The organism is Demequina maris (assembly GCF_000971155.1).
GTDB classification, from domain to species: Bacteria; Actinomycetota; Actinomycetes; order Actinomycetales; family Demequinaceae; genus Demequina; species Demequina maris.
Map to the genome: position 1 here is coordinate 218,924 of NZ_BBLX01000001.1, position 22,833 is coordinate 241,756.

The window sequence follows — 22,833 nt, forward strand, 5'->3', positions numbered from 1 at the left end:
CATGACCGTCACCGCCACCACCCCGTACACCTACACGCGCAGCCGCGAGGCCTTCGCCCGCGCCCAGCGCGTCATCCCCGCCGGCATCCCGGGCCACCAGGGCCCGTCCGAGGGCTGCTACATCCCGCAGGCCGCGTTCCCGCTGTTCAGCGAGCGGGCGCAGGGCAGCCGCTTCTGGGACGTCGACGGCAACGAGTACCTCGACTACATGTGCGGCTACGGCCCCAACGTCCTCGGCTACGCCGACCCGGTGGTCGACGCGGCGGCGCGGCGCCAGGCCGCCCTGGAGGACGTGGTCACGATCCCGTCGGCGACGATGGTCGACCTGGCCGAGCTGCTCGTCGACACCGTCGCCAGCGCGGACTGGGCCTTCTTCGCCAAGAACGGCGGCGACACCACCACGCTCGCCGTGATGACCGCGCGCGCCGCGACCCGCCGCAAGAAGGTCGTGTTCGTCAAGGGCTACTACCACGGGGTCGCGCCGTGGACGCAGAAGCTCGACTACCCCGGCGTGCTCGAGGAGGACGTCGCGCACAACCTGATGGTGCCGTGGAACGACCTCGCGGCGCTCGAGGCCCTGTTCCGCGAGCACCGGGGCGAGATCGCGGCGTTCATCTCGACGCCGTACATGCACGGCGACTTCGTCGACAACGAGCTGCCCGCCGAGGGCTACTGGGAGGGCGTGCGACGCCTGTGCGACGAGCACGGCATCGTCCTCATCATGGACGATGTGCGCGCCGGGTGGCGCCTCGATCTCGCGGGCTCGGACCACCACTACGGCATCGAGGCGGACCTCATCTGCTTCTGCAAGGCGATCGGCAACGGCTACAACCTCGCGGCGCTGTGCGGCCGGGAGGAGCTGCGGGAGACCGTCGCCTCGCTCACCTACACCGGCTCGTACTGGATGAGCGCCGTGCCGTTCGCCGCGTCCATCGCGACGATCACGCGGCTCAAGGAGCTCGACGCCCCCGCGATGTTCCGGCGCCTCGGCACCGCGCTCACCTCGGGGCTGGTGGAGGCGGCGGCCGGGCACGGGCTGACCCTCGTCGCCTCGGGCGAGCCCGCGCTGTTCTACCTGCGCCTCGCCGACGACGACTCGCTCGCCCTCCACCAGCGGTGGGTCGCGGAGTGCGTGCGGCGCGGCGTGTGGTTCACCTCGCACCACAACCACTTCCTCAACACCTCCCTCACCGACGCGGACCTCGCCCGTACGCTCGAGATCGCCGACGAGGCCTTCGCCGTCGTCGCCGCCGGATAGGAGCACCGTGAGCGCGTCCCCCGCCATCGCATCGTCCCTGCGCACCGCGCGCGCCGGCGTCTACGCGGCCTATGCCGCCCAGGGCCTCGGCTACGCGACCGTGGTGACCGCGCTGCCGCAGCTCAAGGCCCGCTACGCCATCAGCGACGACACGGTCTCGCTCATCACCCTCACTGTCGTGATCGGCGCGGCCGCGGGCTCGATGCTCGCCGACCGGGTCGCCGTGCGGCTCGGCTCCCGCATGGCGGTGGTCCTCGGCCTCGCGCTGCAGGCCGTCGCGCTGCTCGCGGTGGCCGCGCCCGTGCCGCTGCCGGTGTTCTGGGCGCTGTTCGCCGTGTACGGGCTCGGCCTCGGCTGCGTGGACGCGTCGGCCGCGATGCAGGGCGTGATCGTGCAGCGGCGCGCGGGCGTGGCGGTGATGGCGTCGTTCTTCGCCGCGAACACGGCGGCGTCGATCGTGGGCGCCCTGGTGATGTCCGCAGGAGCGACCACGTCGGCCGGCGCGGGCATGGGCCTCGCGACCGCGGGCGTGGTGGCATGCGCGATCGCGCTGCTCGGCACGCGCCTGCTCGACCCCGCGCGCGAGCGCGCCGCCGTCGCGGACGAGGCCCGGGCCGCGCTGCCGTGGCGCGGCCTCGTCGTGGTGGGCATGGTCGTGTTCGCGGCGTTCACGGCGGACTCCACGGTCGCCACGTGGTCCGCCGTGCACCTCACGGACGGTGTGGGCGCGTCGGCGGCGGTCGCCCCGCTCGGCTACGCGGTCTACGCCGGCTTCACCCTGCTCACGCGGCTGACCTCGGACCTCGTGGTGCGCCGCTACGGGCGGGCGCGGCTCGCCGTCGTGACGGTCGCCGTCGCCGCGGCGGGGCTCGTGGTCGCGGGGCTGGTGCGCACCGAGTGGGGCGCGCTGACCGGCTTCGCGCTCGCGGGCCTGGGCGTGGGCGCGCTGGTGCCGCTCGCGTACGCGGCAGCGGGCGACCTGGACCCGCGCCGCAGCGACGAGATCGTCGCCCGCGTCAACCTCTTCACGTACCCGGGCTCGCTCATCGGCGCGGTGCTGCCCGGGCTCATCGCGACCGGCTCGGGCATGGGCGCATCGTTCCTGCTCGCCGCGGTGCTGCTGCTGCCGGCGCTGGGAGCGGTGGGGCGTTTCCGCGCGGCGGCGCGCTCCTAGCCCCTCAGGCGTCGACGCGCTCGCGCGTCGGCAGCGTGCACGCGTACTCGTTGCGCACGCGCGACACGAGCGCCCACCCGAGCAGCACGATCGCACCCACCGCGAGGTAGGGCTGGATCGGCTCGAAGAACTGGATGGCGCCCGTGTAGCCGAGCGCGAGCAGCACGAGCTTGTTGCACACCGGGCAGCCCACCGCGAAGAACGTGACGAACGCGCCCGCCATGCCGAGCCTGCCGTCGCGCTGCGCCTTCGCCTCCTCCGGCGTCGCGACGTACGTCGCCGCGAGCAGGCCCGACAGCACGGCGGACAGCGCGAGCGCCCAGTACGACCAGGCGGTGGGCGGGATCTCGCGCCCGAACACGGGGTTCGGGACGAGGTCCGTCGGCAGCGCGATGAACAGGTACGTGGCGACCGCCGTACCGAGCGCCACCAGCCAGCGGCGCGCCGGCCAGCGGCGCAGGGAGATCAGGACGTCCACGCGGAGAGCATACCCCAGGGGGTATCAGCCGACGGGGTGGTCCAGGAGCCGGCGCAGCGTGGTGATCACGCCGGCGTCCTCGTTCGACGGCGCGGTGTACCGGGCGCGCGCGGCGACGTCGGGATGCGCGTTCGCCATCGCGAAGGAGAGCTCCGAGGCGTCCATCATCTCGAGGTCGTTGAGGTAGTCGCCGAACACCACCGTCTGCGACGGCGTGATGCCGAGCGCCTCCTGGAGGCGCCGCACCGCCACCCCCTTGTCGACGCCCGCGCCCATGATGTCGATCCAGTGCCGGTCGGACACGACGACCTTGAGGTCGCCGTCGAACCGTGCCAGCACGGGCGCGGTGTCGTGCGCCGCGTCGCCGAAGTCGTAGACCGCGACCTTGAGGAAGTCGTCGTCGACCGCCGCCAGGTCGTCCACGACCTCGAGTGCCGCGTAGTACGGCTGCGAGCGGGACAGGAACGCGTCGTCGGAGCGCTCGATGTACGCCGAGCGCTTGCCGCACAGCACGGCGCCCACGTCGTAGCCCGCGGCAGCGTGCGCGCGCACGGCCGCGACGATCTCGGGCACGGTGCCCGCCGGCATGGGCGAGGACGAGATCTCCGCGTCGCCGCGGCGGACGTACGAGCCGTTCTCCGCGATCACGACGAGCCCCTCCCCGAGACGCGCGAACTGGCGCGCGAGCGTCGCATGCTGACGCCCCGAGGCCGGCGCGAACAGGATGCCGCGCTCGCGCATGCGCTCGACGAGCGGCCAGAGCGCGTCGGGGATGCGCTTGGCGCCGTCGAGGAGCGTGCCGTCCATGTCGCACACCACCAGCCGGATGTCGTGCGGGCCGTCCGGCACGTGGAACGCGTCGGCGTGGGTCATCGTCCCTCCTGGTCTGTCGGCGGACTCCAGCCTAGCCGGGGGACGATGCGCCGCCCGCCCGGCTGCAGGGTGGTCTTCGGCGCCTCCCAGGACCGCTAGATTCCTCCACCAAGGGGGCGCGTGCGCGCCACCACCCCGGGGGGAAGCCATGGGAGCACCGGTCATCGGCGTCACGTCGTACGTCGAGGAGTCGAGCACGGGCATCTGGCACGACATGGAGGCGGTGTGGCTGCCCGACGCCTACATCGCCCCGCTGCGCTCCGCCGGCGGCCTCGTCGCGGTGCTGCCCGAGCAGGATCCGGCGCACGTCGCCGACGTGCTCGCGCGCGTCGACGCGCTGTACCTCACGGGCGGCTACGACGTGGACCCCGCCGCCTACGGCGCGGCCGCGCACGAGGCGTGCGACGCCCCCCGCGCCGGCCGCGACGCCTGGGAGATCGCGCTCGTGCGGGAGGCGCTGGCCCAAGGGATGCCCGTGCTCGGCGTGTGCCGCGGCGCGCAGGTGCTCAACGTCGCCCGCGGCGGCACCCTCCACCAGCACGTGCCCGACGTCGTCGGTCACGACGACTACCAGATGGGCGACGCGATCTTCCGCGAGCTGGGCGTGAGCGTCCTGCCCGACACCCTGCTCGCGAGGCTGCACCCGCTCGAGCGCGAGGTGCCGATGTACCACCACCAGGCGATCGACCGCATCGGCGAGGGCCTGGTCGTCTCGGCGCGCAGCGTTCACGGGCTCGTCGAGGCGATCGAGGATCCCGAGCAGGTGTTCTGCCTCGCGCTGCAGTGGCACCCGGAGCACGACGAGCTCACCGCCGTGTGGGACGGCTTCGTGGCCGCCGCCCGCGCGTACGCCGCGCGCTGACCCCCGCGCCTAGAGCGCGAGCGCGATCCTGGCCGCGACGTCGAACTGGGTCTCGCGCTCCTCGGAGGTCATGCTCTCCCCCGTCACGAGGTGGTCGGACACCGTGACGACGGCCAGCGTGCGGATCCGCTCCGCCGCGCCGACGGCGTACAGCGCCGCCGCCTCCATCTCGACCGCGAGCGTGCCGTGCGCCGTCAGCGCCTCGGTGAGCGCGGGGCGCTCGAGGTAGAAGTGGTCGGACGTGAACACCGCGCCCGCGTGGATCGCGGCGTCCCCTCCCATCCGCTCCGCCTCCGCGACCGCGCCGCGGGCGAGCGAGAAGTCGGCCAGGTGGCTGAACTGGACGCCCGGGATGCGGCTGGCCGTCATGACCGAGTCCGTGTGCGCCCCGGTCGCGATGATGACGTCGCGGACCGCGACGTCCGTGCTCATCCCGCCGCACGTGCCCACGCGGACGATCTGACGGACGCCGTACTCGCGCGCGAGCTCGGTGGCGTAGATGGTGATCGACGGCGCGCCCATCCCCGAGGCCATCGCGGTGACCCGCCGCCCCTCCCACGTGCCGGTGAAGCCGAGGATGCCGCGCACGTCGGTGACCAGCTCGGCGTCCTCGAGGTAGTCCGTGGCGATGCGCTCGGCGCGGCGGGGGTCGCCCGGCATGATGACGCGGTCGGCGATCTGGCCGCGCTCGGCGCGGATGTGAGGCGTAGGCATGGCGCCACCCTCTCACGACCGCGCGGACCCCGGATCAGCCCGCCTGCTGCAACGCGAGGAAGTCCTCGACGTCCTCCCGCGTGGGGATCGAGTCCGCGGAGCCCGGCCGCTGGACCGCCAGCGCGGCGGCCGCCACCGCGCGGGTCGCCGCCTCGTCGACGCTCTCGCCCCGCGCGAGCCCGGCGGCGAGCGCCCCGCAGAACGTGTCGGTGACGGCCGAGGCGTCCAGCGCGTGGGCGACGTAGCGCGGCAGCGCGCGCACGCCCGCGACGTCGGCCAGCACGGAGCCGCGCAGGCTCCCGAACACGATGACGGACGGCACGCGCGCGGCCAGCGCGGCCGCGATCTCCTCCGGACCGGCGTCGGTCATGCCGGCCAGCTCGGCCGCCTCCTCCTCTTCCGCCACCAGGACGTCGACCAGGTGCAGCATGCCGGCGGCGGTGCCGCCGCGCGGACCCGCGTTCAGCACCACCAGGCCGCCCTCCTCGCGCGCGAGCGACGCCGCCTGCGCGGAGCCGGTGACGGGGCTCTCGAGCTGCAGCAGCAGCACCGAGGTGTGGGACACGATGTGGTCCGCGCGGTCCGACAGCACGTCGAGCGTCGCGTTGGCGCCGGGCAGCTCGATCACGGTGATGTCGCCGGCGTCGTCCACCGCGATGAGGGCCGCGCCGGTGGCGCGCCCCTCGATCTCGTCGACGCACGCCTCGACGCCGGACTCGGCGAGGCATCGCAGCAGCATCGCGCCGTGGTCGTCCGTGCCCACGGCCCCGACGAACGCGGTGCGCGCACCCATGCGCGCCGCCGCGACGGCCTGGTTGAGCCCCTTCCCGCCGGGCCCCATCTCGAGGTCGTGCGCGACCTTCACCTCGCCCCGCAGCGGCGGCGCGTCGACGAGCACCCGCAGGTCCGCGTTCGCGCTGCCGAAGACGGTCACTTCGCGGTGCACTGGGCCTCCTGTCGTGGGATCGCGCGCCGTTGCGCGCCCGTGGGAGCCGTCATCTGGACCCTAGGCGCGCGGTGGGAGCGGCGCAACGGGACCCGACGGCAGCGGCTAGAGGTCGGCCTTCCAGTGGAAGCCGCCCTCGATCGCCTCGCGCATGGCCTGCATCGCGTTGGCGATCGTCGTCTGGTAGATCCGCGACTCGTCGGACTGCGCCGCGGTGGCCTTGGCGCGGGCGCTGTGCTCGTGGAAGGCCAGGTACGCGACGATGCGTGCGCGCTCGATGTCGCGACCCTCGTCCGCGCCGGGGGTGTGCTCGCTCATGCCACCGCATCGTACGCGCGCGCACGTCCGCCGCCGGGGAACCGCGATACTGGGCGCGTGGCACACCTCCGCTCGGTCCTCTCCCCCGTCCTCCCCGACGCCGCCTCGCCCGCCGTCGGCCTGCTGCTCCACGGCTTCGGCTCGCACGAGCGCGACCTTCCCGGCATCGCCCGCTGGCTGCCCGCGGGCCTGCCGTGGGCCTCCCTGCGCGCGCCGCTCGAGATGGGCTACGGCGGCGCGGCGTGGTTCCCGCTGTCGCCCGACGGCGCGATGGACCAGGACGCGATCGACACCGCGACCGACGCCGTGTGGGCGTGGGTCGACGTCCACCTCGCCGACGACGCGCGGATCGTGCCGATCGGCTTCTCCCAGGGCGGCCTGATGGCGCTCCAGCTGCTGCGCACGCGGCCGGCGCGCGTGATCGCGCCCGTGGTCCTGGCCGGGTTCGTGCCCGAGGCCCCGCAGGCGGAGGACGCGGCGCTCGCGGCGGCACGGCCGCCGGTGTTCTGGGGGCGCGGCGACGCCGACCCGGTGATCTGGCCGGACGCGGTCGCCCGCACCCGCGCGTTCCTGGCGACGCACGCCACCGTCGACGCGCACGTCTACCCGGGGCTGGGCCACTCCATCTGCGAGGAGGAGATGGAGGACGTGCGCGCGTTCCTGGAGACGCACCTCCCCGCTTGACGACCGGCGCCGGCTGGGTTCCGATGGAGGCAGGCGGTCGCCCGCCCCGGGGCGACGGGGAGGAGCCGGCATGTCACCCCAGGCGCATGCCCCCGCGGACGAGTGGGCGGACCACGTGGTCGGCTCCGCGATGGCGGCGATGGAGACGCTCGCGATCCATCTGGGCGACAGGCTCGGCTGGTACCGCGCGCTCGCGGAGTCCGGGCCGCACTCCGCCGCGTCCCTCGCGCAGACGACCGGCACCCACGAGCGCTACGCGCGGGAGTGGCTCGAGCACCAGGCCGTCGCGGGCATGGTCATCGCCAGCGGGCCCGCGGGCGAGCGGACGTACACGCTGCCGCCGGGCGCGGCCGAGGCGCTCACCGACGGCACGTCGCTCGCCTACGCGGCGCCGATCGCGCGCATGGTGGCCGCCGCCGCGACCCAGATGCCCGCCCTGCTCGAGGCGTACCGACGCGGCGGCGGCGTGAGCTGGGCCGACCTCGGCGACGATGCGCGATGGGCGCAGGCGGAGGTCAACCGGCCGTGGTTCGACACGATGCTCGCGCCCGCGCTCGCCGCCGTGCCCGACCTCGACGCGATCCTGCGACGTCCCGGCGCGCGCATCGCGGACGTCGCCTGCGGCGCGGGATGGTCGGCGCTCGCGCTCGCCCGCGCCTACCCGGAGGCCCGCGTCACCGGGATCGACGTCGACGAGCCGTCGATCGTGCAGGCCCGCGCCAACGCGGAGGCCGCCGGGCTCGCCGACCGGGTCGAGTTCCTGCACCAGGACGCCGGTGCCCTCGAGGGGCCCTACGACGCGGCCTTCGTGCTCGAGGCCCTGCACGACATGCCCCAGCCCGTCGAGGTCCTCGAGGCGATCCGCGCCGCCGTGCGTGAGGACGGCGCCGTGGTCGTGATGGACGAGGCCGTCGCCGAGCAGCCCGCCGAGCCCGGCGACGACGTCGAGCGGCTGATGTACGGCTACAGCATCCTCGTGTGCCTGCCGGACAGCATGTCGGCCTCCCCGACGGCCGCCACCGGGACGGTGATGCGGCCCGCCGTGCTGCGGGGCTACGCCGCGGACGCGGGATTCGCCGACGTCACGATCCTGCCCATCGAGGACTTCGCGTTCTTCCGGTTCTACCGGCTCCATCACCCGCGCTGATCGGCGTCCGGCAGCGCGTCGAGCAGCCACCCCGCGCCACGCGTCGCGGCCACCTCCTCGACCCGCGCCCGCAGCCCGCGATCGGAGGTCGCCACGGTGACCGCGTGGCCCGCGGCGGCGAGCGCGCGCGCCTGGGCGACGATCGCATCGTCCCCGGAGCCGGGCGCGTCGACGACCTCGACGCCGGGAGCCGAGGGGACGCCGCGGGCGCGGCCCTCGACGACGGCGACGATGCGCGGGAACCAGCGGTGCAGCGGCAGCGCCCAGTCCTCGGCCGCCACGCCCGCGCGCGCGAGGGCCTCGAGCCGGCCGACCAGCCGGGCGGCGGCCCCGGCCCGGTCGCGCCACCATCCGTCGGGGACCGCGCCCACCACGTTCGCCGCGTCGACGACGAGCGCGGGGCGCAGGCCCAGGGTGTCGCGCAGCAGCGGCCACGAGGCGGCGAAGCCGGGGTGGAGCTCGCGCGTCGCGACCTCGTCGACCGGCACCCACGCGAGCTCGAGGCTCTCCTCGTCGCCAGCGACAGGCTCGAACGGGGTCGCGACATGGGCCACGACGGTCGTGTACGTCCACACCTCGCGGTCGAGCACGTGGACCGCCTCGGCGCGCAGGGCGCTCGCCGGCGCTCCCGCCTCCTCGGCGGCCTCCCGCAGGGCCGCCGCCAGCGCCGCCTCGCCCTGGTGGCGCGCGCCGCCGGGGATGCCCCACGTGCCACCGTGGTGGCTCCACGCGGCACGATGCTGCAGCAGGATCCCCCGCTCGGGGTCGTGGGCGAGCAGCCCCGCCGCCCCGAACGCGCCCCAGTAGCGGGTGCCGTCGGGCGCGACCGCCCAGTTGTCGCCCGGATCGCGATCGGCGCGCAGCCGAGGCGGGCGGCTCACGCGTCCCCCTCGCCGCGCGCCCGGGCCGCCGCCCGCGCCACGAGGTCCTCGTCGCCCGGGTCCGCCAGGCCGGCCACCGCGCGGCGCTCGGCCCGTCGCGAGGCCTCCCTCAGCACCTCGGCCTCGGCGGGCGGCGCGATCCGCAGCAGCCCGCCGATCACGCGCTGGACCCGCAGGCCGACCTCCACGAGAGGTGCCCCGTCGCGGGCGACCGGCCGGACGCCGTCCTCGACCAGGTCCGCGAAGGAGACGGCCGGCACGTGGACGCGGGGATGCGAGGGTTCGGCCTCGGGCTCCGTCGTGAGCGCCGCCGTGAGCACGCGCTGGATCGCGTTGAGCGCCTCGATCGCGGTGCCCGGATCGTTGGTCGACGGCGAGAGCGCGCGGCTTCCGATCTCGCCGAGGGCGACCAGCCCGAGCCGCGGGTCCTGGTCGTAGGTCCGGTGCCGCTCGATCATGAAGGCACGCCGGACCTCCGCCTCGGCGTCGTCCGCGCGGGGCCCCTCGACGCGCGCGAGGTCCTCGCCCCGGGCGACCGCCGCGCCGGCACGGACGAGCACATGGATCCGGACCGCCGAGCCGTCGGCCGCGGCGGACAGCGCCGCCATGTCGACGTGCGTGACCACCCCGGCGTCCTCGGCCGGCACCGCCCAGGCCTGCGGCGGGACCGCGACGGGGGCCACCCCGCCGAGGTGCGGGCGCCGGGCGGACGCGGTGGCCGCCTCGCACGCGGCGGCCTCGACGCGATCCAGCACGTCGGACATGCGCCCGAAGTCGACGAGGTGCTGGATCCAGCGCAGCAGGGTGACCACGATGATCGCGATGACGACGAGCGTGCCCGCGTACAGCACGATGCGCCCGTCCTCGCCGTAGTAGCCGGTCGACAGCGCCGCGATGCCCACGATCGAGTACACGAAGGCGCCGAGGAACGTCGCGAGCGCGTGCTGCGAGGTCTGGTCCCGCACGAGGAGCTGGGTCGCGCGCGGCGTCGACACCGACGCCGCCGACGCGTAGGCGGACACCATCACGGTCAGCGAGAAGGTGGTCACCGCCAGCATGGAGGAGGCGAGGATCTGCAGCAGCGTCTGGACCGCGTCCTCGCCCAGGTCCACCGGCAGCACCGAGGACGGCCACGAGCCCACCGCGCCCGCGAGCAGCGCGACCGCCACGGCACCCGCGGCGAAGGCCGCGAGGCGCGCCCACAGGCGCCGGGAGAAGCGCACGAAGGCGAGGCGCCACCCGCTCGCATCCATGGCCGCTCCCTCCGTGCTCGCCTCCATCCTGCCTGCCCAGGGGCGGTTCCGCCGCCGCACGCGCCGGTGCCAGAATGGAGCGATGAGCACGCTGCACGACTTCTCCGCGACCGCGCTGGACGGGTCCGAGCGCGACCTGTCCGAGTACGAGGGCCGGGTGGTGCTGGTCGTCAACACCGCCTCACGGTGCGGGCTGACGCCCCAGTTCGAGGGCCTCGAGGCGCTGTACCGCGAGCTCGGCGACGACGGCCTGGTCGTGCTCGGCTTCCCGTGCAACCAGTTCGCGGGCCAGGAGCCCGGCACGTCGGAGGAGATCGGCGAGTTCTGCCGCGGCAGCTACGACGTGACCTTCCCGATGTTCGCGCGCATCGACGTGAACGGACGCGACGCGCATCCGCTCTACCGGTGGCTCAAGGCGCAGACGCGCGGCGTCACCGGCGGCCGCGTCAAGTGGAACTTCACCAAGTTCCTCGTGGGCCGGGACGGGCGCCTGATCCGTCGCTACGCACCGACCACCGATCCCGCGTCGATCGCGGCGGACGTGCGGGCGGCGCTGGCCGCCGTGCCGGCTCAGCCGAAATAGCGCCCCGGGCGGTGGTTGATCGCGACCACGAGGTTGAGCAGCACGCCGCCGACGACCGAGCACACCAGGATCCACGGCTCGACGAGCGCGACCGAGGCGCCGATGACCACGATGTCGAGCGCGAGCTGCACGTAGCCGGCGCGCCAGCCGCGGGTCTTCTGCAGGTACTGCGCGAGGATGCCGAAGCCTCCGGCGCTGGCGCCGTGGCGGAACAGCACGATCATGCCGGTGCCGACCGCGAGGCCCGCGAAGATCGCGGCGTACATCGGGTCGATGCCCGCCACGTCGATGAAGTGCGGGTGCAGGCCCACGCCGACCGAGATGAGGGCCACCGCGGACAGCGTCTTCAGCGTGAACGCCCAGCCCATGCGGCGCACCGCGAGCCAGTAGAACGGCACGTTGATGAGGAAGTAGACGACGCCCAGCTGCCAGCCGGACACGTAGCTCGTGAGGAACGCGACGCCCGCGAGGCCGCCGGTCACGCCGTCGATGGCGTTGAGCAGGTACATGCCCCAGGACATGAGGAACGAGCCGATCAGCAGCGCGAGCACGTCCTCCCAGACGGCATGCTTCTTGACGTCGACGGGCGGCTCGATGACGGTCACGGGGTCCTCCGGTGATGCGCGGGCGTGCGGGTCGCCCCCTTCGGGGTCGGGGCGGCGGCCGGTCTCAGGACCCGGGGCGCGCGGCGACCCGGTCGTCGTCGGCCGCCAAGGAGGCTACCGCATCGTCCGCCGGGACCCGGGTGACGGCCCAGCCGGCGACGGCCGCGAGGACGCCGGGCACGCACAGCGCGAGGCCCACCCAGGTGGGCGCGAGGTAGCCCCAGCCGGCGGCGATCACGGCGCCGCCGAGGAACGCGCCGAGGCTGTTGCCCAGGTTGAGGGCGGAGTGGTTGACGGCGGCGGCGATGGTCTGGCTGTCGCCGGCGACGTCCATGAGGCGGGTCTGGATCGCCGGGGAGATCGCCGAGGCGGTCGCGCCGACGAGGAAAAGCCCGAGCAGCAGCCCGGGGACGGTGCCCGAGGCGAGGGCGAGGATCAGCATCGACCCCGCGAAGGCGCCGAACAGGCGGAACACGGCGCGCATCGCGCCGTCGTCGGCCATGCGGCCGCCCACGAGGTTGCCGACCGTCATGCCGAGGCCGAGCACGATGAGCGCGAGCGGCACGAAGGCCTCGCTCGTGCCCGTCACCTCGGTGGCGAGGGGCGACACGTACGAGTAGACGGCGAAGAAGCCGCCGAAGCCCAGCGCGCCGGTGGCGAGCGCGAACCAGACCGCCGGGCGCGCGAAGGCCGACAGCTCGCGGCGGACGGTCGCGTGGGGGTCGCCGGGCGCCCGCGGCACGAGCAGGGCGATCGCGAGCGTGGTGAGCGCGAAGATCGCCGCGACGCCGAGGTAGGCGACGCGCCAGCCCGACTGCTGACCGACCCAGGTGATGACGGGGACGCCGATCACGTTCGCGATCGTGAGCCCGGACAGCACGAAGGCGACCGCGCGCCCGCGCTTGCCGGGCCCCATGAGGTCGGCGGCCGCGAGGGCAGCGACGCCGAAGTAGGCGCCGTGCGGCAGCCCCGCGAGCACACGGGCGGCCACGACGGTCTCGAACGTGGGCGCCAGCGCGGAGGCCACGGTGCCGACGGTGAAGGCCACGGCGAGGACGGTGAGCAGCGCCTTGCGCGGGAAGCGTGCCGCCACGGCCGCGATCGTGGGCGCGCCGATGACGACGCCGATCGCGTACGCGGAGATGACGATGCCCGCCTTGGCGATCGCGGCGTCGGGGTCCTGCGCGTAGAGGCTCGGCAGCAGGTCGCGCGCGATGTCCGGAAGGAGCCCCATCGCGACGAACTCCGTGGTGCCGATGCCGAAGCCGCCGAGGGCGAGCGCGAGCAGGGCGAGGCGCGTGCGCGCGGGGCTGAGCGTGGTCATGCGGGCCCGATCTGTGACGAGGAGCTGGGACTCGCTCGTCGTCGAGCGGGGGCGGGGCGCGGAGGGGGGATGGCGCCCCGCCCGACCAGTGAACCACGGGCGGACGGCAACGATTCCCGCGCGACGGCGGGCCGACCGGGTCCTCAGGCGTCGAGCACGGGCGCCGTCAGCCAGTCGCGCGGGATGCCGAGGCCCTCGACCAGGGCCAGCGCGTGCGGCCGCAGCTCGCGGCACAAGGCGTCGATCTGGTCGCCGATCGCCTTGGACCGCGCCGCGGTCACGCGGTTGTGCTCGAGGAACCAGGCGCGGTCGCCCGCGATGCTGGAGAGCGCGTACAGGCTGCACACGCGCTCGAGCACGTCGCGCGCCTCGGCGTCCTCGCACGCGTCCACGAGCTTCACCAGCGCGGCGAGCGTGACACGCTCCATATGGGCGCGCGCGACGAACTGCACGTGCGGCCCCAGCCGGTTGAAGGCCTCGAACTGGTCGCCGCCGGACTTCGCCGCGGCGCGCATGCGCCGCGCGAGCGACTCCAGCGAGTGCCGCTCCCTGTCCTCGAACATGAGCGCGTGCCAGCCGCGGTCGACCAGGGTGGTCTCCTCCGGGCGCCGGCGCGCCGTGTTCGCGAGGCGGTCGAGCATGAGGCCCGCCGCGGTGCGCTCCATCACCATCTCGCCGACCGCCTTGGTGGTGGCCTGCACCACGCCGGAGCGGTCGAGCGCGCCCCACGCGTGCTTGTAGTCGGTGAGCAGCGCCTTGGTCACCAGCTGCATGAGCACGGTGTTGTCGCCCTCGAACGTCGCGAAGATGTCGACGTCGCCGCGCAGCGCGGTGAGCTCGTTCTCGCTGAGGTACCCGGCGCCGCCGCACGCCTCGCGCGCCTCCTGCACGGCGCGGTTGGCGAACCAAGTCTGCATCGCCTTCATGCCGGCGGCGAAGGTCTCGAGCTCGCGCTGGTCACGCTCGGTGCTCTCGTCCTCGCCCTGCACGTGCACGAGCGCGCCGATCAGCTCGTTCTGCGCCGCGCCGAAGGCGTACGCGCGGGCGACGAGCGGGAGCAGGCGCCGCTGATGCACGACGTAGTCGAGCAGCAGCACGCCGTCGGGACGCCCCGGGGCGGGGAACTGCCGTCGCCGCAGCGCGTGGCGCGTCGCGATGGACAGCGCGCGCCGCGCCGCCATCGCCCCGCCGCCGCCGACGCACACGCGGCCGCGCACCAGCGTGCCGAGCATCGTGAAGAAGCGGCGGTTCGGGTCGGCGATCTCCGAGCGGTACGTGCCGTCCGCGTCGACGCCGCCGTAGCGGTCGAGGAGCATGCGGCGGGGCACCCGGACGCGGTCGAAGCGGAGCGTGCCGTTGTCGATGCCGAGCAGGCCGCCCTTGTGCCCGTGGTCGCCGCTGGTGACGCCGGGCAGGTCGCGCCCCTCCTCATCGCGGATGGGCACCAGGATCGTGTGGACCCCGTGCCGCTCCCCCGCGACGACGAGCTGGCCGAACACCGCCGCCATGCGGCCGTCGCGCGCGGCGTTGCCGATGTACGCCTTGGTCGCGGCGTCCGTCGGCGAGTGCACCTCGAGCTCGTCGGTCTCCGGCAGGTACGTGATCGTGGTCTCGAGGCTCGCGACGTCCGAGCCGTGGCCGAGCTCCGTCATCGCGAAGCAGCCGAGCAGCTCCATCGACGTCACGCCGGGCAGGAACGTGTCGTGGTGCCACGCCGTGCCGAGGTTCGCGATGGCGCCGCCGAACAGCCCGAACTGGACGCCCGACTTGATGGTGACCGACAGGTCCGTCTGCGCGAGGGTCTCGAACGTGAGCACGGCCTCGAGCGGGTCCGCATGCGCGCCGTGCCGCTCGGGCACGCCGGCCGACCCGAAGCCCGCCTCGTCGAGCGCCCGCAGCCGCGCGAGCGTCCAGTCGCGCGACGCCTCGATCCCCAGCTCGACCGGGCGCAGCGCGCCCTCGGCCGGGAAGGTCGCCCGGTTCACCGCGCGCTCGGCCGCGTACGGCCCGTCGAGCGCGCTCCGCAGGGCCGCGCCCAGCGTGGTGAGGCGCTCCTCGGCGAGCGGGGCGGGGGTCTCGTCGGTCAACGTCATTGTTGCTCCTTCGATCTCGTGAGGGGTCAGGGGGCGATCGCGCCCTTGAAGCCGGGCGTGAAGAGTGCGGTGATGTGGGTGACGACCTCGGCGCGCGGGGGCCGCGGCTCGGTGAGCATCCACTGGTCGGCGGCCGCGCGGATGAAGCCCACGAGCCCGTGGCCCCAGATCGGGGCGGACGAGGCGTCGAGCCCCGAGAGCTCGAGGCGCTCGGCGATCGCAGCGGACACGTGGCGCCCCATGATCTCGGGCATCGCGCCGGCCGGGTCGGACTCGGGCGAGCCCTGCGCCGCGGGCGCGGCCATGACGAAGCGGTAGATGTGGGGGTCGTGCTCGACGAGGCCGAGGTAGGCGTCGGCGAGGTCCCCGGCCATGCGGCCGAGGTCCGCCGGGTCGGTGAGCTCGAGCGCCGCCATCAGGCCCGTGTGGATGTAGTCGTGGACCGCCTCGACGATCGCGCCGTAGAGGCCCGCCTTGTCCCCGAAGTGGCGGTAGATCACTGTCTTCGAGGTGCCCGCCCGCGACGCGATGTCCTCCATGCCGACCCCGGGTCCGTGGACGCGGATCGCGCGCAGGGCGTGGGAGACGAGCTCGCGGCGCCTGTCGACGCGATGCTGCTCCCAGCGGGTGTCCCTGCCATCGGTGGCCATGGCACCACCATAACCAGTACTCGCGGTATCTGCTACCGTCAGTATCGGTTAGTCACCGAGACGTATCGGAGGAGCTATGCACCACAAGGTCGTGGTCGTCGGCGGGAACAGGATCCCCTTCGCCAAGGCGGGAGGCCCGTACGCGCGGGCCTCCAACCATGACATGCTCACGGCGGCGCTGGACGGGCTCGTCGCCCGCGCCGGGCTCGCCGGAGAGCGCCTCGGGGAGGTGGCCGGCGGCGCCGTCCTCAAGCACCCGAACGACTTCAACCTCACCCGCGAGGCGGTGCTGAGCTCCGCGCTGGCGCCCGAGACGCCGGCGTGCGACCTCCAGCAGGCGTGCGCGACGGGCCTCGAGACCACGATGTACATCGCGAACAAGATCGCGCTGGGGCAGCTCACCAACGGCATCGCCGCGGGCGTGGACTCGGCCTCGGACGCGCCCATCTCCGTGAGCGACCCGCTGCGCCGCATCCTGCTGCAGGCCTCGCGGGCCCGCAGCGCCAAGGAGCGCCTCGCCGCGTTCGCGAAGGTGCGTCCCGCGCACCTCGCGCCGGCCGCGCCGCGCGTCGCCGAGCCGCGCACCGGCCTGTCGATGGGCGACCACCAGGCGCTCACCACGACCCGCTGGCACATCGACCGCGCGTCGCAGGACGAGCTCGCCGCCGCCAGCCACCACCGTCTCGGGGAGGCCTGGGGCCGCGGCTTCTTCGACGATCTCGTCACGCCCTACCTGGGCGTCACGCGCGACGCCGTCCTGCGTCCCGACACCAGCGTCGAGAAGCTCGGCACCCTCAAGCCCGCGTTCGGCGGCCCGGACGGCACCATGACGGCCGGCAACTCGACCCCGCTGTCGGACGGCGCCGCCGCGGTGCTGCTCGCGAGCGAGGAGTGGGCCGCGGAGCATCACCTCACCCCGTGGGCGCGCATCGTCGACGCCGAGGTCGCCGCGGTCGACCACCCGGGCGGCGCGGACCTGCTGCTCGCCCCCGTCGGCGCGACCGGCCGGCTCCTCGCCCGCCAGGGCCTCACCGTCGACGACATCGACCTGTTCGAGATCCACGAGGCCTTCGCCTCGACCGTGCTCGCGACGCTCAAGGCGTGGCAGGACGAGGACTACTGCCGCGCGCTCGGGCTCGACGGCCCGATCGGCACGATCGACCGCGACCGCCTCAACGTCACCGGCTCGTCGCTCGCGGCGGGCCACCCGTTCGCCGCCACCGGCGCGCGCATCGTCCCCACCCTCGCCAAGCTGCTGCACGAGCGCGGGCCCGGCACCCGGGGGCTGATCTCGGTGTGCGCCGCGGGCGGCCAGGGCGTCGTCGCGATCCTGGAGGCCGTGTGATGAGCATCGTCGAGAAGGCCTACTACTCCCCCGCCGGACGCAAGGTCGCGGCCAAGGCGGGCCTCGCCGAGCCGCCGCGCCTGCGCCGCGGGCGCGAGTTCCCGCACGGCCCGATCGTGCTGGCACCGCTCGGGTCGTCGAATCTCGTCGCCGACGCGCTCACGCTCCTCGGCCGCGCCCACGAGGCGCCGGTGGTCGACGCGGGCGCGGACGCGCCGGGCTACGGGGACCGGATCGGCGCCCTGGTCGTCGACGCGACGGACGTGGGCACCGTGGCCGAGCTGGAGGGCCTGCGCGCCGTGCTGCGCCCGGCCGTCCGCGGCATCGAGCGCTCGGGCCGCATCGTCCTCATCGCGCGTCCCTCAACCGGCCGCGGCTGGGAGGCCGACGCCGTGGCCCGCGCCCTCGACGGGATCAACCGCACCGTGGCGAAGGAGCTGCGCGGCGGCGCGACGGCGACGCTGATCTACGCCCACGAGGGCGTCGAGGCCGGCGACCTCGTGTCGACGCTCGGCTTCGTGCTCCAGGGCCGCTCGGCCTTCGTCGACGGGCAGTCGTGGCACATCCGGCACGGCGGCGCCACCGTCGAGCGCCTCGCCGACCGCCCGCTCGAGGGCCGCGTGTGCGTCGTCACCGGCGCCGCTCGCGGCATCGGCGCGGCCATCGCCCGCACGCTCGCGCGCGACGGCGCCACCGTCGTCGCCGTCGACATCCCCGCGGCGGGCGAGTCGCTCGCCGCCGTCGCCAACGAGATCGGCGGCACCGCGCTGCAGCTCGACATCACGGCGCACGACGCGGGCGCCCGGATCGCGGAGCACGTCGCCGCGCGCGGCGCCCGGATCCACGCGATGGTGCACAACGCCGGCATCACGCGCGACAAGATGCTGGTCAACACGGATGCGGCGCGCTGGGCCTCGGTGCTCGACGTCAACCTCGCGGCCGAGATGCGCATCAACGCGGTGCTGCTCGACCCCGACGTCGCGGGCGGCATGGCCGACGACGGCCGCATCGTCGGCGTCGCGTCGACCTCGGGCCTCGCCGGCAACAAGGGCCAGACCAACTATGCGGCCTCGAAGGCGGGCGTCGCCGGGCTCGTGGCCGCGATGGCGCCCGACCTCGCCGAGCGCGGCATCACCGCGAACGCGGTGGCGCCCGGGTTCATCGAGACCGAGATGACGGCGCGCATCCCCTTCGTGCAGCGCGAGATCTTCCGCCGCGTCAACAGCCTCAACCAGGGCGGTCAGCCCATCGACGTCGCCGAGACCATCGGCTACCTCGTCGACCCGGCGTCGCAGGGCGTGACGGGCCAGGTCGTCCGGGTGTGCGGGCAGAACATGGTGGGTGCCTGATGGCGCGCGACGTCGAGACGTTCGAGGCGCTGCCCGCCATGGGCGCCGCGTTCGCGCGGGCGCTCGTGCCGAGCCGCGCCACCGAGGCGCGGATCCCCGGGCACGCGGTGCGCGTCGACGGCGTGGCCCAGGACCTGGACCGCTTCGCCGACTACGCGCGGGTGTGCGGCTTCACCCTGCGCGACGCCGTGCCGGCGACCTGGATCCACGTGCTGACGTTCCCCCTGCATGTGGCGCTGCTGGGCGACCGTCGGTCGTCGGTGCGGCTCGTCGGCGCGGTGCACGCGACCAACACGATGACGATGCGCCGGAGCGTGGGCGTCGGCGAGCGGCTGTCGCTGGAGGTGCACGCCGACAATCTGCGCCCCCACGCGCGCGGCGCGATGCTGGACCTCGTCGGCCGCGCCGAGGTCGAGGGCGAGACCGTGTGGGAGGGCGTCTCCACGTACCTCGCCACGGGCATGACGGCGCCCGGCGAGGCCGCCGCCGTCGAGCGCGAGCCGTGGGAGCCCGTCCAGCCGATCGCCCGCTGGCGCCTGCCCGCGGACCTGGGCCGCAGCTACCGCCGCGTGTCCCAGGACCCGAACCTCATCCACACGAGCCGGGTCGCGGCGCGCGCGTTCGGCTTCGCGCGGCCGATCATCCACGGCATGTGGACCCACGCCCGCGCGCTGGCCGCGGTCGAGGGGCGGCTGCCCGAGGCGCACCGCGCCGACGTGGCCTTCCTCAAGCCCATCCTGCTGCCCGCTACCGTGGGCCTTGCGGTATCCCCCAACGTTGAGGGCCTCCGCTTGGCGGTGACCACCAAGGACGGTGCGAAACCCCACGTACTGATGGACGTCGGCCCCGCGCGTTGATTGGCGCGGGCCCGCGCCCGGATGCCACGATGCAGCCCAGCACCATCCACCCATCGATGAGGATGACACTCCCCATGGCTTCTCAGCTCCCCCCGGCCTACGACCCCGTCAACGGCGACGAGCGTCCCTGGTACCGCTACTACGGCCCGGGCGTGCCGCACGCGATCGAGCCGGCCCACGAGGCCTCGCTCGGCGAGATGGTCGCGGAGGCCGCGCGCAACCACGGCGACAAGGTGGCCTTCTCCAACCTCGGCGGCACGCTGACGTTCCGCGACGTCGACCGCCTGGCGACGCGCTTCGCCGCGTTCCTCCAGCACGACCTCGGCCTGGTCAAGGGCGACCGCATCGTCATCCAGATGCCGAACCTGCTGCAGTACCCGGTCGCGCTCTACGGCGCGCTCCGCGCGGGCCTCATCGTCGTCAACGCCAACCCGCTGTACACCGCGCGCGAGATGGAGGGCGTGTTCCGCGACGCCGAGCCCAAGGCGATCGTGGTCCTCGCCAACTTCGCGGACAAGGTCGCGGAGATCGTCGCCGACACCACGATCGAGCACGTGATCGTCACCCAGGTCGGCGACCTGCTCAAGCAGCCCAAGCGGGCGATCACCAACTTCGTCGCCGCCAAGGTGAAGAAGATGGTGCCGGACTACGACCTCCCGCAGGCCATCCCCTTCACCAAGGCGATGGCGGCCGGCGCGCACGAGCGCCTCACCGACCCCGGCCTGACCCACGACGACGTCGCGTTCCTGCAGTACACGGGCGGCACGACGGGCGGCGGCGCCAAGGCCGCCGTGCTCACGCACGGCAACCTGCTGGCCAACCAGGACCAGTTCATGGCGCAGATCCGCAACACGCTCGGCGAGGAGCGCCAGTCGGTCATCATCGCCGCGCTGCCGCTGTACCACGTGTTCTCCCTGACGGTGAACTGCATCGGCTTCTTCCGCTTCGGCTCCCACAACGTGCTCATCACCAACCCGCGCGACCTCGGCGGCTTCGTCAAGACGCTCGGCGCGGTCAAGCCCGACGGCCTCATCCTCGTGAGCACGCTTGCCGGCGCCCTCCTCGACGCCGACGGCTTCAAGGACATCGACTTCGGGCGCCTGCGCCTCACGGTCGGCGGCGGCATGGCGGTGCGCTCCTCGGTCTCCGACCGCTGGAAGGCCGTCACCGGTCACGACATCACCGAGGGCTACGGCCTCACCGAGGCGTCGCCCGTGGTGAGCGTCAACCCCACCCACGTGCCCCCGCGCATCGGCACCATCGGCGTGCCGCTGCCGTCGACCGACGTCCGCATCGTCGACGACGAGGCGAGGCCGCTGCCCCTAGGCGAGCGCGGCGAGCTCGCGGTCCGCGGCCCGCAGGTGATGCAGGGCTACTGGAACAACGAGGCCGAGACGCGTCGCGTCCTCACCGAGGACGGCTGGCTGCTCACGGGCGACGTCGCCATCGAGGACGAGGACGGCTTCTTCCGGATCGTCGACCGCAAGAAGGAGATCATCGTCTGCGGCGGCTTCAACGTGTACCCCGGCGAGATCGAGGACGCGGCCATGCTGCACCCGGGCGTCGTCGAGGCGGGCGCGATCCCGATCCCGAACGAGCACTCGGGCGAGGTGCCCAAGCTGTTCGTGGTGCGCCGCGACGACTCCCTCGACGAGGCGACGCTCCGCGCGTTCCTCAAGGAGAGCCTCACCGGCTACAAGCGCCCGCGCGAGATCGAGTTCATCGACGTGCTGCCCAAGAACAACGTGGGCAAGGTGCTGCGCCGCGAGCTGCGCGAGCTGGAGGCGTCCCGCCACGAGGGCGCCGACGCCTGACGCCCGCTGTGGCACGATCGTCGGCGTGACCCCGGCCCTCCCCGTCCCGCTCGCGTCCGCGGTGGACGATGCGCGGGAGGCGCCGGCGGGCCGCGTCACCGAGGTCTACCCGGCGCTCGCCACGGTGGATCCCGCGCTGCTCGCGGCGGCGTGGCAGCCGCTCGACGGACCGCCGACGGCCGCTGGGCACGTCGAGGCCCGCTTCATCCTCATGTCGGTGGCGAAGGCCTTCGTGCTCGCCCTGGCGGTGGACGCGGCCGGCGCGGACCGCGTGCTGTCCCTCACCGGGATGCGGTCCACCGGCCGCGCGTTCAACGACCCGGCCGCCATCACGGACGATCCGGGCGGGCGCACGAACCCGATGGTGAACCCGGGCGCGATCACGGCGGCGAGCCTGCTCGGCAATGGCGACGTGCGCGCGGGCGAGGCCGCCATCCGCGACGGGCTGTCCGCGTTCGCGGGGCGGCCCCTCGCCGCCGACGCCGTCATGGTCGAGGCCATCCGCGCCACGAACCAGCGGAACCGGGTGCTCGCGGGGCTGCTCGCCGAGCGGGAGCTGCTCGGGTGCGGTCTCGAGGACGCGCTGCACCTCTACACGTACCAGTCGTGCCTCGGCGTCACGGTCGGGGACCTCGCCCGCATGGGAGCGGTGCTCGCCGCGGAGGGCACGGACCCGGTCGGCGGCGACCGCGTCGTGAGCCGGGAGGCGGCCCGCGTGGCGGTCGACGCGATGGCCCTCGCGGGCCTGTACGAGGCGACCTCGGGGTGGATGGCGACCGCGGCCCTGCCCGCCAAGAGCGGGATCGCGGGCGGCCTCGTGATGGTGGCCCCCGGCGCGGGCGCGCTCGCGGCCTACTCCCCCGGGCTCGACGACGCGGGGAACCCGGTGCGCGCCCAGGTGGTCGCCAGGACCGTCGCGGCGAGCCTCGCGGCCCGCGCCTGATTCAGCCGAGCGCCCCGGCGCCCAGCCCGAGCAGCGCCTCGAGCGAGCGCAGCAGCAGCGGCGCGTGGTCGGCCCGGTCACGCCAGCCCGCGAGGGCGTGCGCGTTGACGCCGTCGATCATCCCGAGCAGGGTCCTGGCCGCCGGCGCCGGGTCCCGCACGCCCGCATCGGCGAGCGGACGCTCGAGCAGCGCCTGCCACGCGTCCATCTCGGCGCGCACGGCGCGCGCGAGCTCGGCGTTGGCGGGCGAGCCCGCCCACGCCTGCACCCACACGAGGGTGACGGCGTCGCGGCTGCCGTCGGTCAACGTCCGCACGAGCGCGACCACGCCGTCCAGCCCCGGCCCGGCGTCGCGCACCACGGCCTCCACCTCGTCGCGCTCGCGCGCGGAGATCCCGGTGAACACCTCGGCGACGAGCGCGTCCATGCCGTCGACATAGTGTGCGACCAGGCCCGAGGCGACCCCGGCGCGCAGGCCCACCCGCCGCAGCGTGAGCGACGCGAGGCCCTCGGACAGCGCGAGCTCGGTGGCGGCCGCGAGGATCGCGGCCCTGCGCTCGGGTCCGGCGAGCCGGGTCGTCGCGGCGGGAGTCGTTGACGGCATGGGCACGATTCTGTAGCGTCTCGCCCAATTGATCAACCGATCAACTCGGTGGGTCGGGAAGCATCGGACGTGAGGAGA

23 protein-coding genes are annotated in these 22,833 nt (G+C 74.3%); 11 read left to right on the forward strand and 12 right to left on the reverse strand.

Translation table 11 applies throughout. The features are described from left to right. The first annotated feature begins 1 nt into the window (after window position 1). Together AOM02_RS01060 and AOM02_RS01065 are read left to right on the forward strand one after the other, a co-directional pair. Window positions 2-1,258, forward strand: a complete 1,257-nt coding sequence (locus AOM02_RS01060) for an aminotransferase class III-fold pyridoxal phosphate-dependent enzyme (protein WP_062295726.1) — start codon at window positions 2-4, stop codon at window positions 1,256-1,258. Between the two features lie 7 nt (window positions 1,259-1,265). Continuing rightward, window positions 1,266-2,432 carry an MFS transporter gene (locus AOM02_RS01065; protein ID WP_082104797.1) on the forward strand — a complete coding sequence of 389 codons (1,167 nt, stop codon included), beginning with the start codon at window positions 1,266-1,268 and terminating at the stop codon, window positions 2,430-2,432. A gap of 4 nt (window positions 2,433-2,436) precedes the next feature. Here AOM02_RS01065 and AOM02_RS01070 read toward each other — a convergent pair whose 3' ends face one another. Both AOM02_RS01070 and AOM02_RS01075 read right to left on the reverse strand, forming a co-directional pair. Then, window positions 2,437-2,910 (reverse strand): hypothetical protein, encoded by a 474-nt coding sequence (locus AOM02_RS01070; protein WP_228373011.1) that lies wholly within the window; start codon window positions 2,908-2,910, stop codon window positions 2,437-2,439. 24 nt (window positions 2,911-2,934) lie between these two features. Next, window positions 2,935-3,783, reverse strand: coding sequence for a Cof-type HAD-IIB family hydrolase (locus AOM02_RS01075; RefSeq protein ID WP_062295728.1), 849 nt, complete (start codon window positions 3,781-3,783; stop codon window positions 2,935-2,937). A 148-nt stretch (window positions 3,784-3,931) separates the two neighbouring features. On the opposite strand from AOM02_RS01075, the gene AOM02_RS01080 reads away from it, so the two are divergent. Continuing rightward, on the forward strand, window positions 3,932-4,645 hold the full coding sequence (locus tag AOM02_RS01080) for a gamma-glutamyl-gamma-aminobutyrate hydrolase family protein (protein ID WP_062295732.1): 714 nt from the start codon (window positions 3,932-3,934) through the stop codon (window positions 4,643-4,645). Between the two features lie 9 nt (window positions 4,646-4,654). Here the strand turns inward: AOM02_RS01080 and deoD are convergent, their stop codons facing one another. The 3 genes from deoD to AOM02_RS14430 form a co-directional block, all read right to left on the reverse strand. Next, window positions 4,655-5,359, reverse strand: a complete 705-nt coding sequence (gene deoD, locus AOM02_RS01085) for a purine-nucleoside phosphorylase (RefSeq protein WP_062295737.1) — start codon at window positions 5,357-5,359, stop codon at window positions 4,655-4,657. 34 nt (window positions 5,360-5,393) lie between these two features. Next, window positions 5,394-6,305, reverse strand: coding sequence for a PfkB family carbohydrate kinase (locus AOM02_RS01090; protein WP_082104798.1), 912 nt, complete (start codon window positions 6,303-6,305; stop codon window positions 5,394-5,396). Window positions 6,306-6,410: 105 nt separating this feature from the next. Further along, complete coding sequence (locus AOM02_RS14430; protein ID WP_062295742.1) at window positions 6,411-6,623, reverse strand: hypothetical protein; 213 nt, start codon at window positions 6,621-6,623, stop codon at window positions 6,411-6,413. A gap of 57 nt (window positions 6,624-6,680) precedes the next feature. Between AOM02_RS14430 and AOM02_RS14435 the strand changes: the two genes are divergently transcribed. After that, window positions 6,681-7,307, forward strand: coding sequence for an alpha/beta hydrolase (locus tag AOM02_RS14435; protein ID WP_062295744.1), 627 nt, complete (start codon window positions 6,681-6,683; stop codon window positions 7,305-7,307). 70 nt (window positions 7,308-7,377) lie between these two features. After that, a complete protein-coding gene (locus tag AOM02_RS01105; protein ID WP_062295746.1) occupies window positions 7,378-8,454 on the forward strand; it encodes a class I SAM-dependent methyltransferase in 1,077 nt (358 codons plus the stop codon). Here AOM02_RS01105 and AOM02_RS01110 read toward each other — a convergent pair. After that, entirely contained in the window at window positions 8,442-9,335 is an 894-nt protein-coding gene (locus tag AOM02_RS01110) for an NUDIX domain-containing protein (RefSeq protein ID WP_062295748.1), read from the reverse strand. The two genes, AOM02_RS01105 and AOM02_RS01110, sit on opposite strands and share 13 nt — an antisense overlap. Next, window positions 9,332-10,588 (reverse strand): DUF2254 domain-containing protein, encoded by a 1,257-nt coding sequence (locus AOM02_RS01115; RefSeq protein ID WP_062295750.1) that lies wholly within the window; start codon window positions 10,586-10,588, stop codon window positions 9,332-9,334. Before AOM02_RS01115 ends, AOM02_RS01110 begins: the two co-directional genes overlap by 4 nt. Window positions 10,589-10,670: 82 nt before the next feature. On the opposite strand from AOM02_RS01115, the gene AOM02_RS01120 reads away from it, so the two are divergent. Next, window positions 10,671-11,171, forward strand: coding sequence for a glutathione peroxidase (locus tag AOM02_RS01120; RefSeq protein ID WP_062295752.1), 501 nt, complete (start codon window positions 10,671-10,673; stop codon window positions 11,169-11,171). On the opposite strand, the gene AOM02_RS01125 is transcribed toward AOM02_RS01120, so the two are convergent. From AOM02_RS01125 to AOM02_RS01140, 4 genes are all read right to left on the reverse strand, one after another. Further along, entirely contained in the window at window positions 11,159-11,776 is a 618-nt protein-coding gene (locus AOM02_RS01125) for a YitT family protein (RefSeq protein ID WP_062295755.1), read from the reverse strand. The genes AOM02_RS01120 and AOM02_RS01125 overlap by 13 nt on opposite strands. A 64-nt stretch (window positions 11,777-11,840) precedes the next feature. Further along, the gene (locus tag AOM02_RS01130; RefSeq protein ID WP_062295757.1) at window positions 11,841-13,100 is read right to left on the reverse strand and encodes an MFS transporter; all 1,260 of its coding nucleotides are present in this window, start codon (window positions 13,098-13,100) and stop codon (window positions 11,841-11,843) included. 143 nt (window positions 13,101-13,243) lie between these two features. Beyond that, window positions 13,244-15,193, reverse strand: a complete 1,950-nt coding sequence (locus AOM02_RS01135; protein ID WP_082104799.1) for an acyl-CoA dehydrogenase family protein — start codon at window positions 15,191-15,193, stop codon at window positions 13,244-13,246. Between the two features lie 26 nt (window positions 15,194-15,219). Next, complete coding sequence (locus tag AOM02_RS01140) at window positions 15,220-15,843, reverse strand: TetR/AcrR family transcriptional regulator (protein WP_062295759.1); 624 nt, start codon at window positions 15,841-15,843, stop codon at window positions 15,220-15,222. 76 nt (window positions 15,844-15,919) lie between these two features. Here AOM02_RS01140 and AOM02_RS01145 point away from each other — a divergent pair, with 76 nt between their 5' ends. The 5 genes from AOM02_RS01145 (at window position 15,920) to AOM02_RS01165 (ending at window position 22,151) form a co-directional block, all read left to right on the forward strand. Beyond that, entirely contained in the window at window positions 15,920-17,188 is a 1,269-nt protein-coding gene (locus AOM02_RS01145; protein ID WP_062295761.1) for an acetyl-CoA C-acetyltransferase, read from the forward strand. Continuing rightward, window positions 17,188-18,537 carry a 3-oxoacyl-ACP reductase gene (locus AOM02_RS01150; RefSeq protein ID WP_062295763.1) on the forward strand — a complete coding sequence of 450 codons (1,350 nt, stop codon included), beginning with the start codon at window positions 17,188-17,190 and terminating at the stop codon, window positions 18,535-18,537. The genes AOM02_RS01145 and AOM02_RS01150 overlap by 1 nt, the downstream gene beginning before the upstream one ends. Next, the gene (locus tag AOM02_RS01155) at window positions 18,537-19,394 is read left to right on the forward strand and encodes a MaoC/PaaZ C-terminal domain-containing protein (protein ID WP_062295765.1); all 858 of its coding nucleotides are present in this window, start codon (window positions 18,537-18,539) and stop codon (window positions 19,392-19,394) included. The genes AOM02_RS01150 and AOM02_RS01155 overlap by 1 nt, the downstream gene beginning before the upstream one ends. Before the next feature lie 74 nt (window positions 19,395-19,468). Further along, window positions 19,469-21,208, forward strand: a complete 1,740-nt coding sequence (locus AOM02_RS01160; protein WP_062295767.1) for an AMP-binding protein — start codon at window positions 19,469-19,471, stop codon at window positions 21,206-21,208. Window positions 21,209-21,233: 25 nt separating this feature from the next. Continuing rightward, complete coding sequence (locus AOM02_RS01165; RefSeq protein ID WP_169746578.1) at window positions 21,234-22,151, forward strand: glutaminase; 918 nt, start codon at window positions 21,234-21,236, stop codon at window positions 22,149-22,151. Window position 22,152: 1 nt separating this feature from the next. Here the strand turns inward: AOM02_RS01165 and AOM02_RS01170 are convergent, their stop codons facing one another. Continuing rightward, the gene (locus tag AOM02_RS01170) at window positions 22,153-22,755 is read right to left on the reverse strand and encodes a TetR/AcrR family transcriptional regulator (RefSeq protein ID WP_062295771.1); all 603 of its coding nucleotides are present in this window, start codon (window positions 22,753-22,755) and stop codon (window positions 22,153-22,155) included. Window positions 22,756-22,833 lie beyond the last annotated feature (78 nt).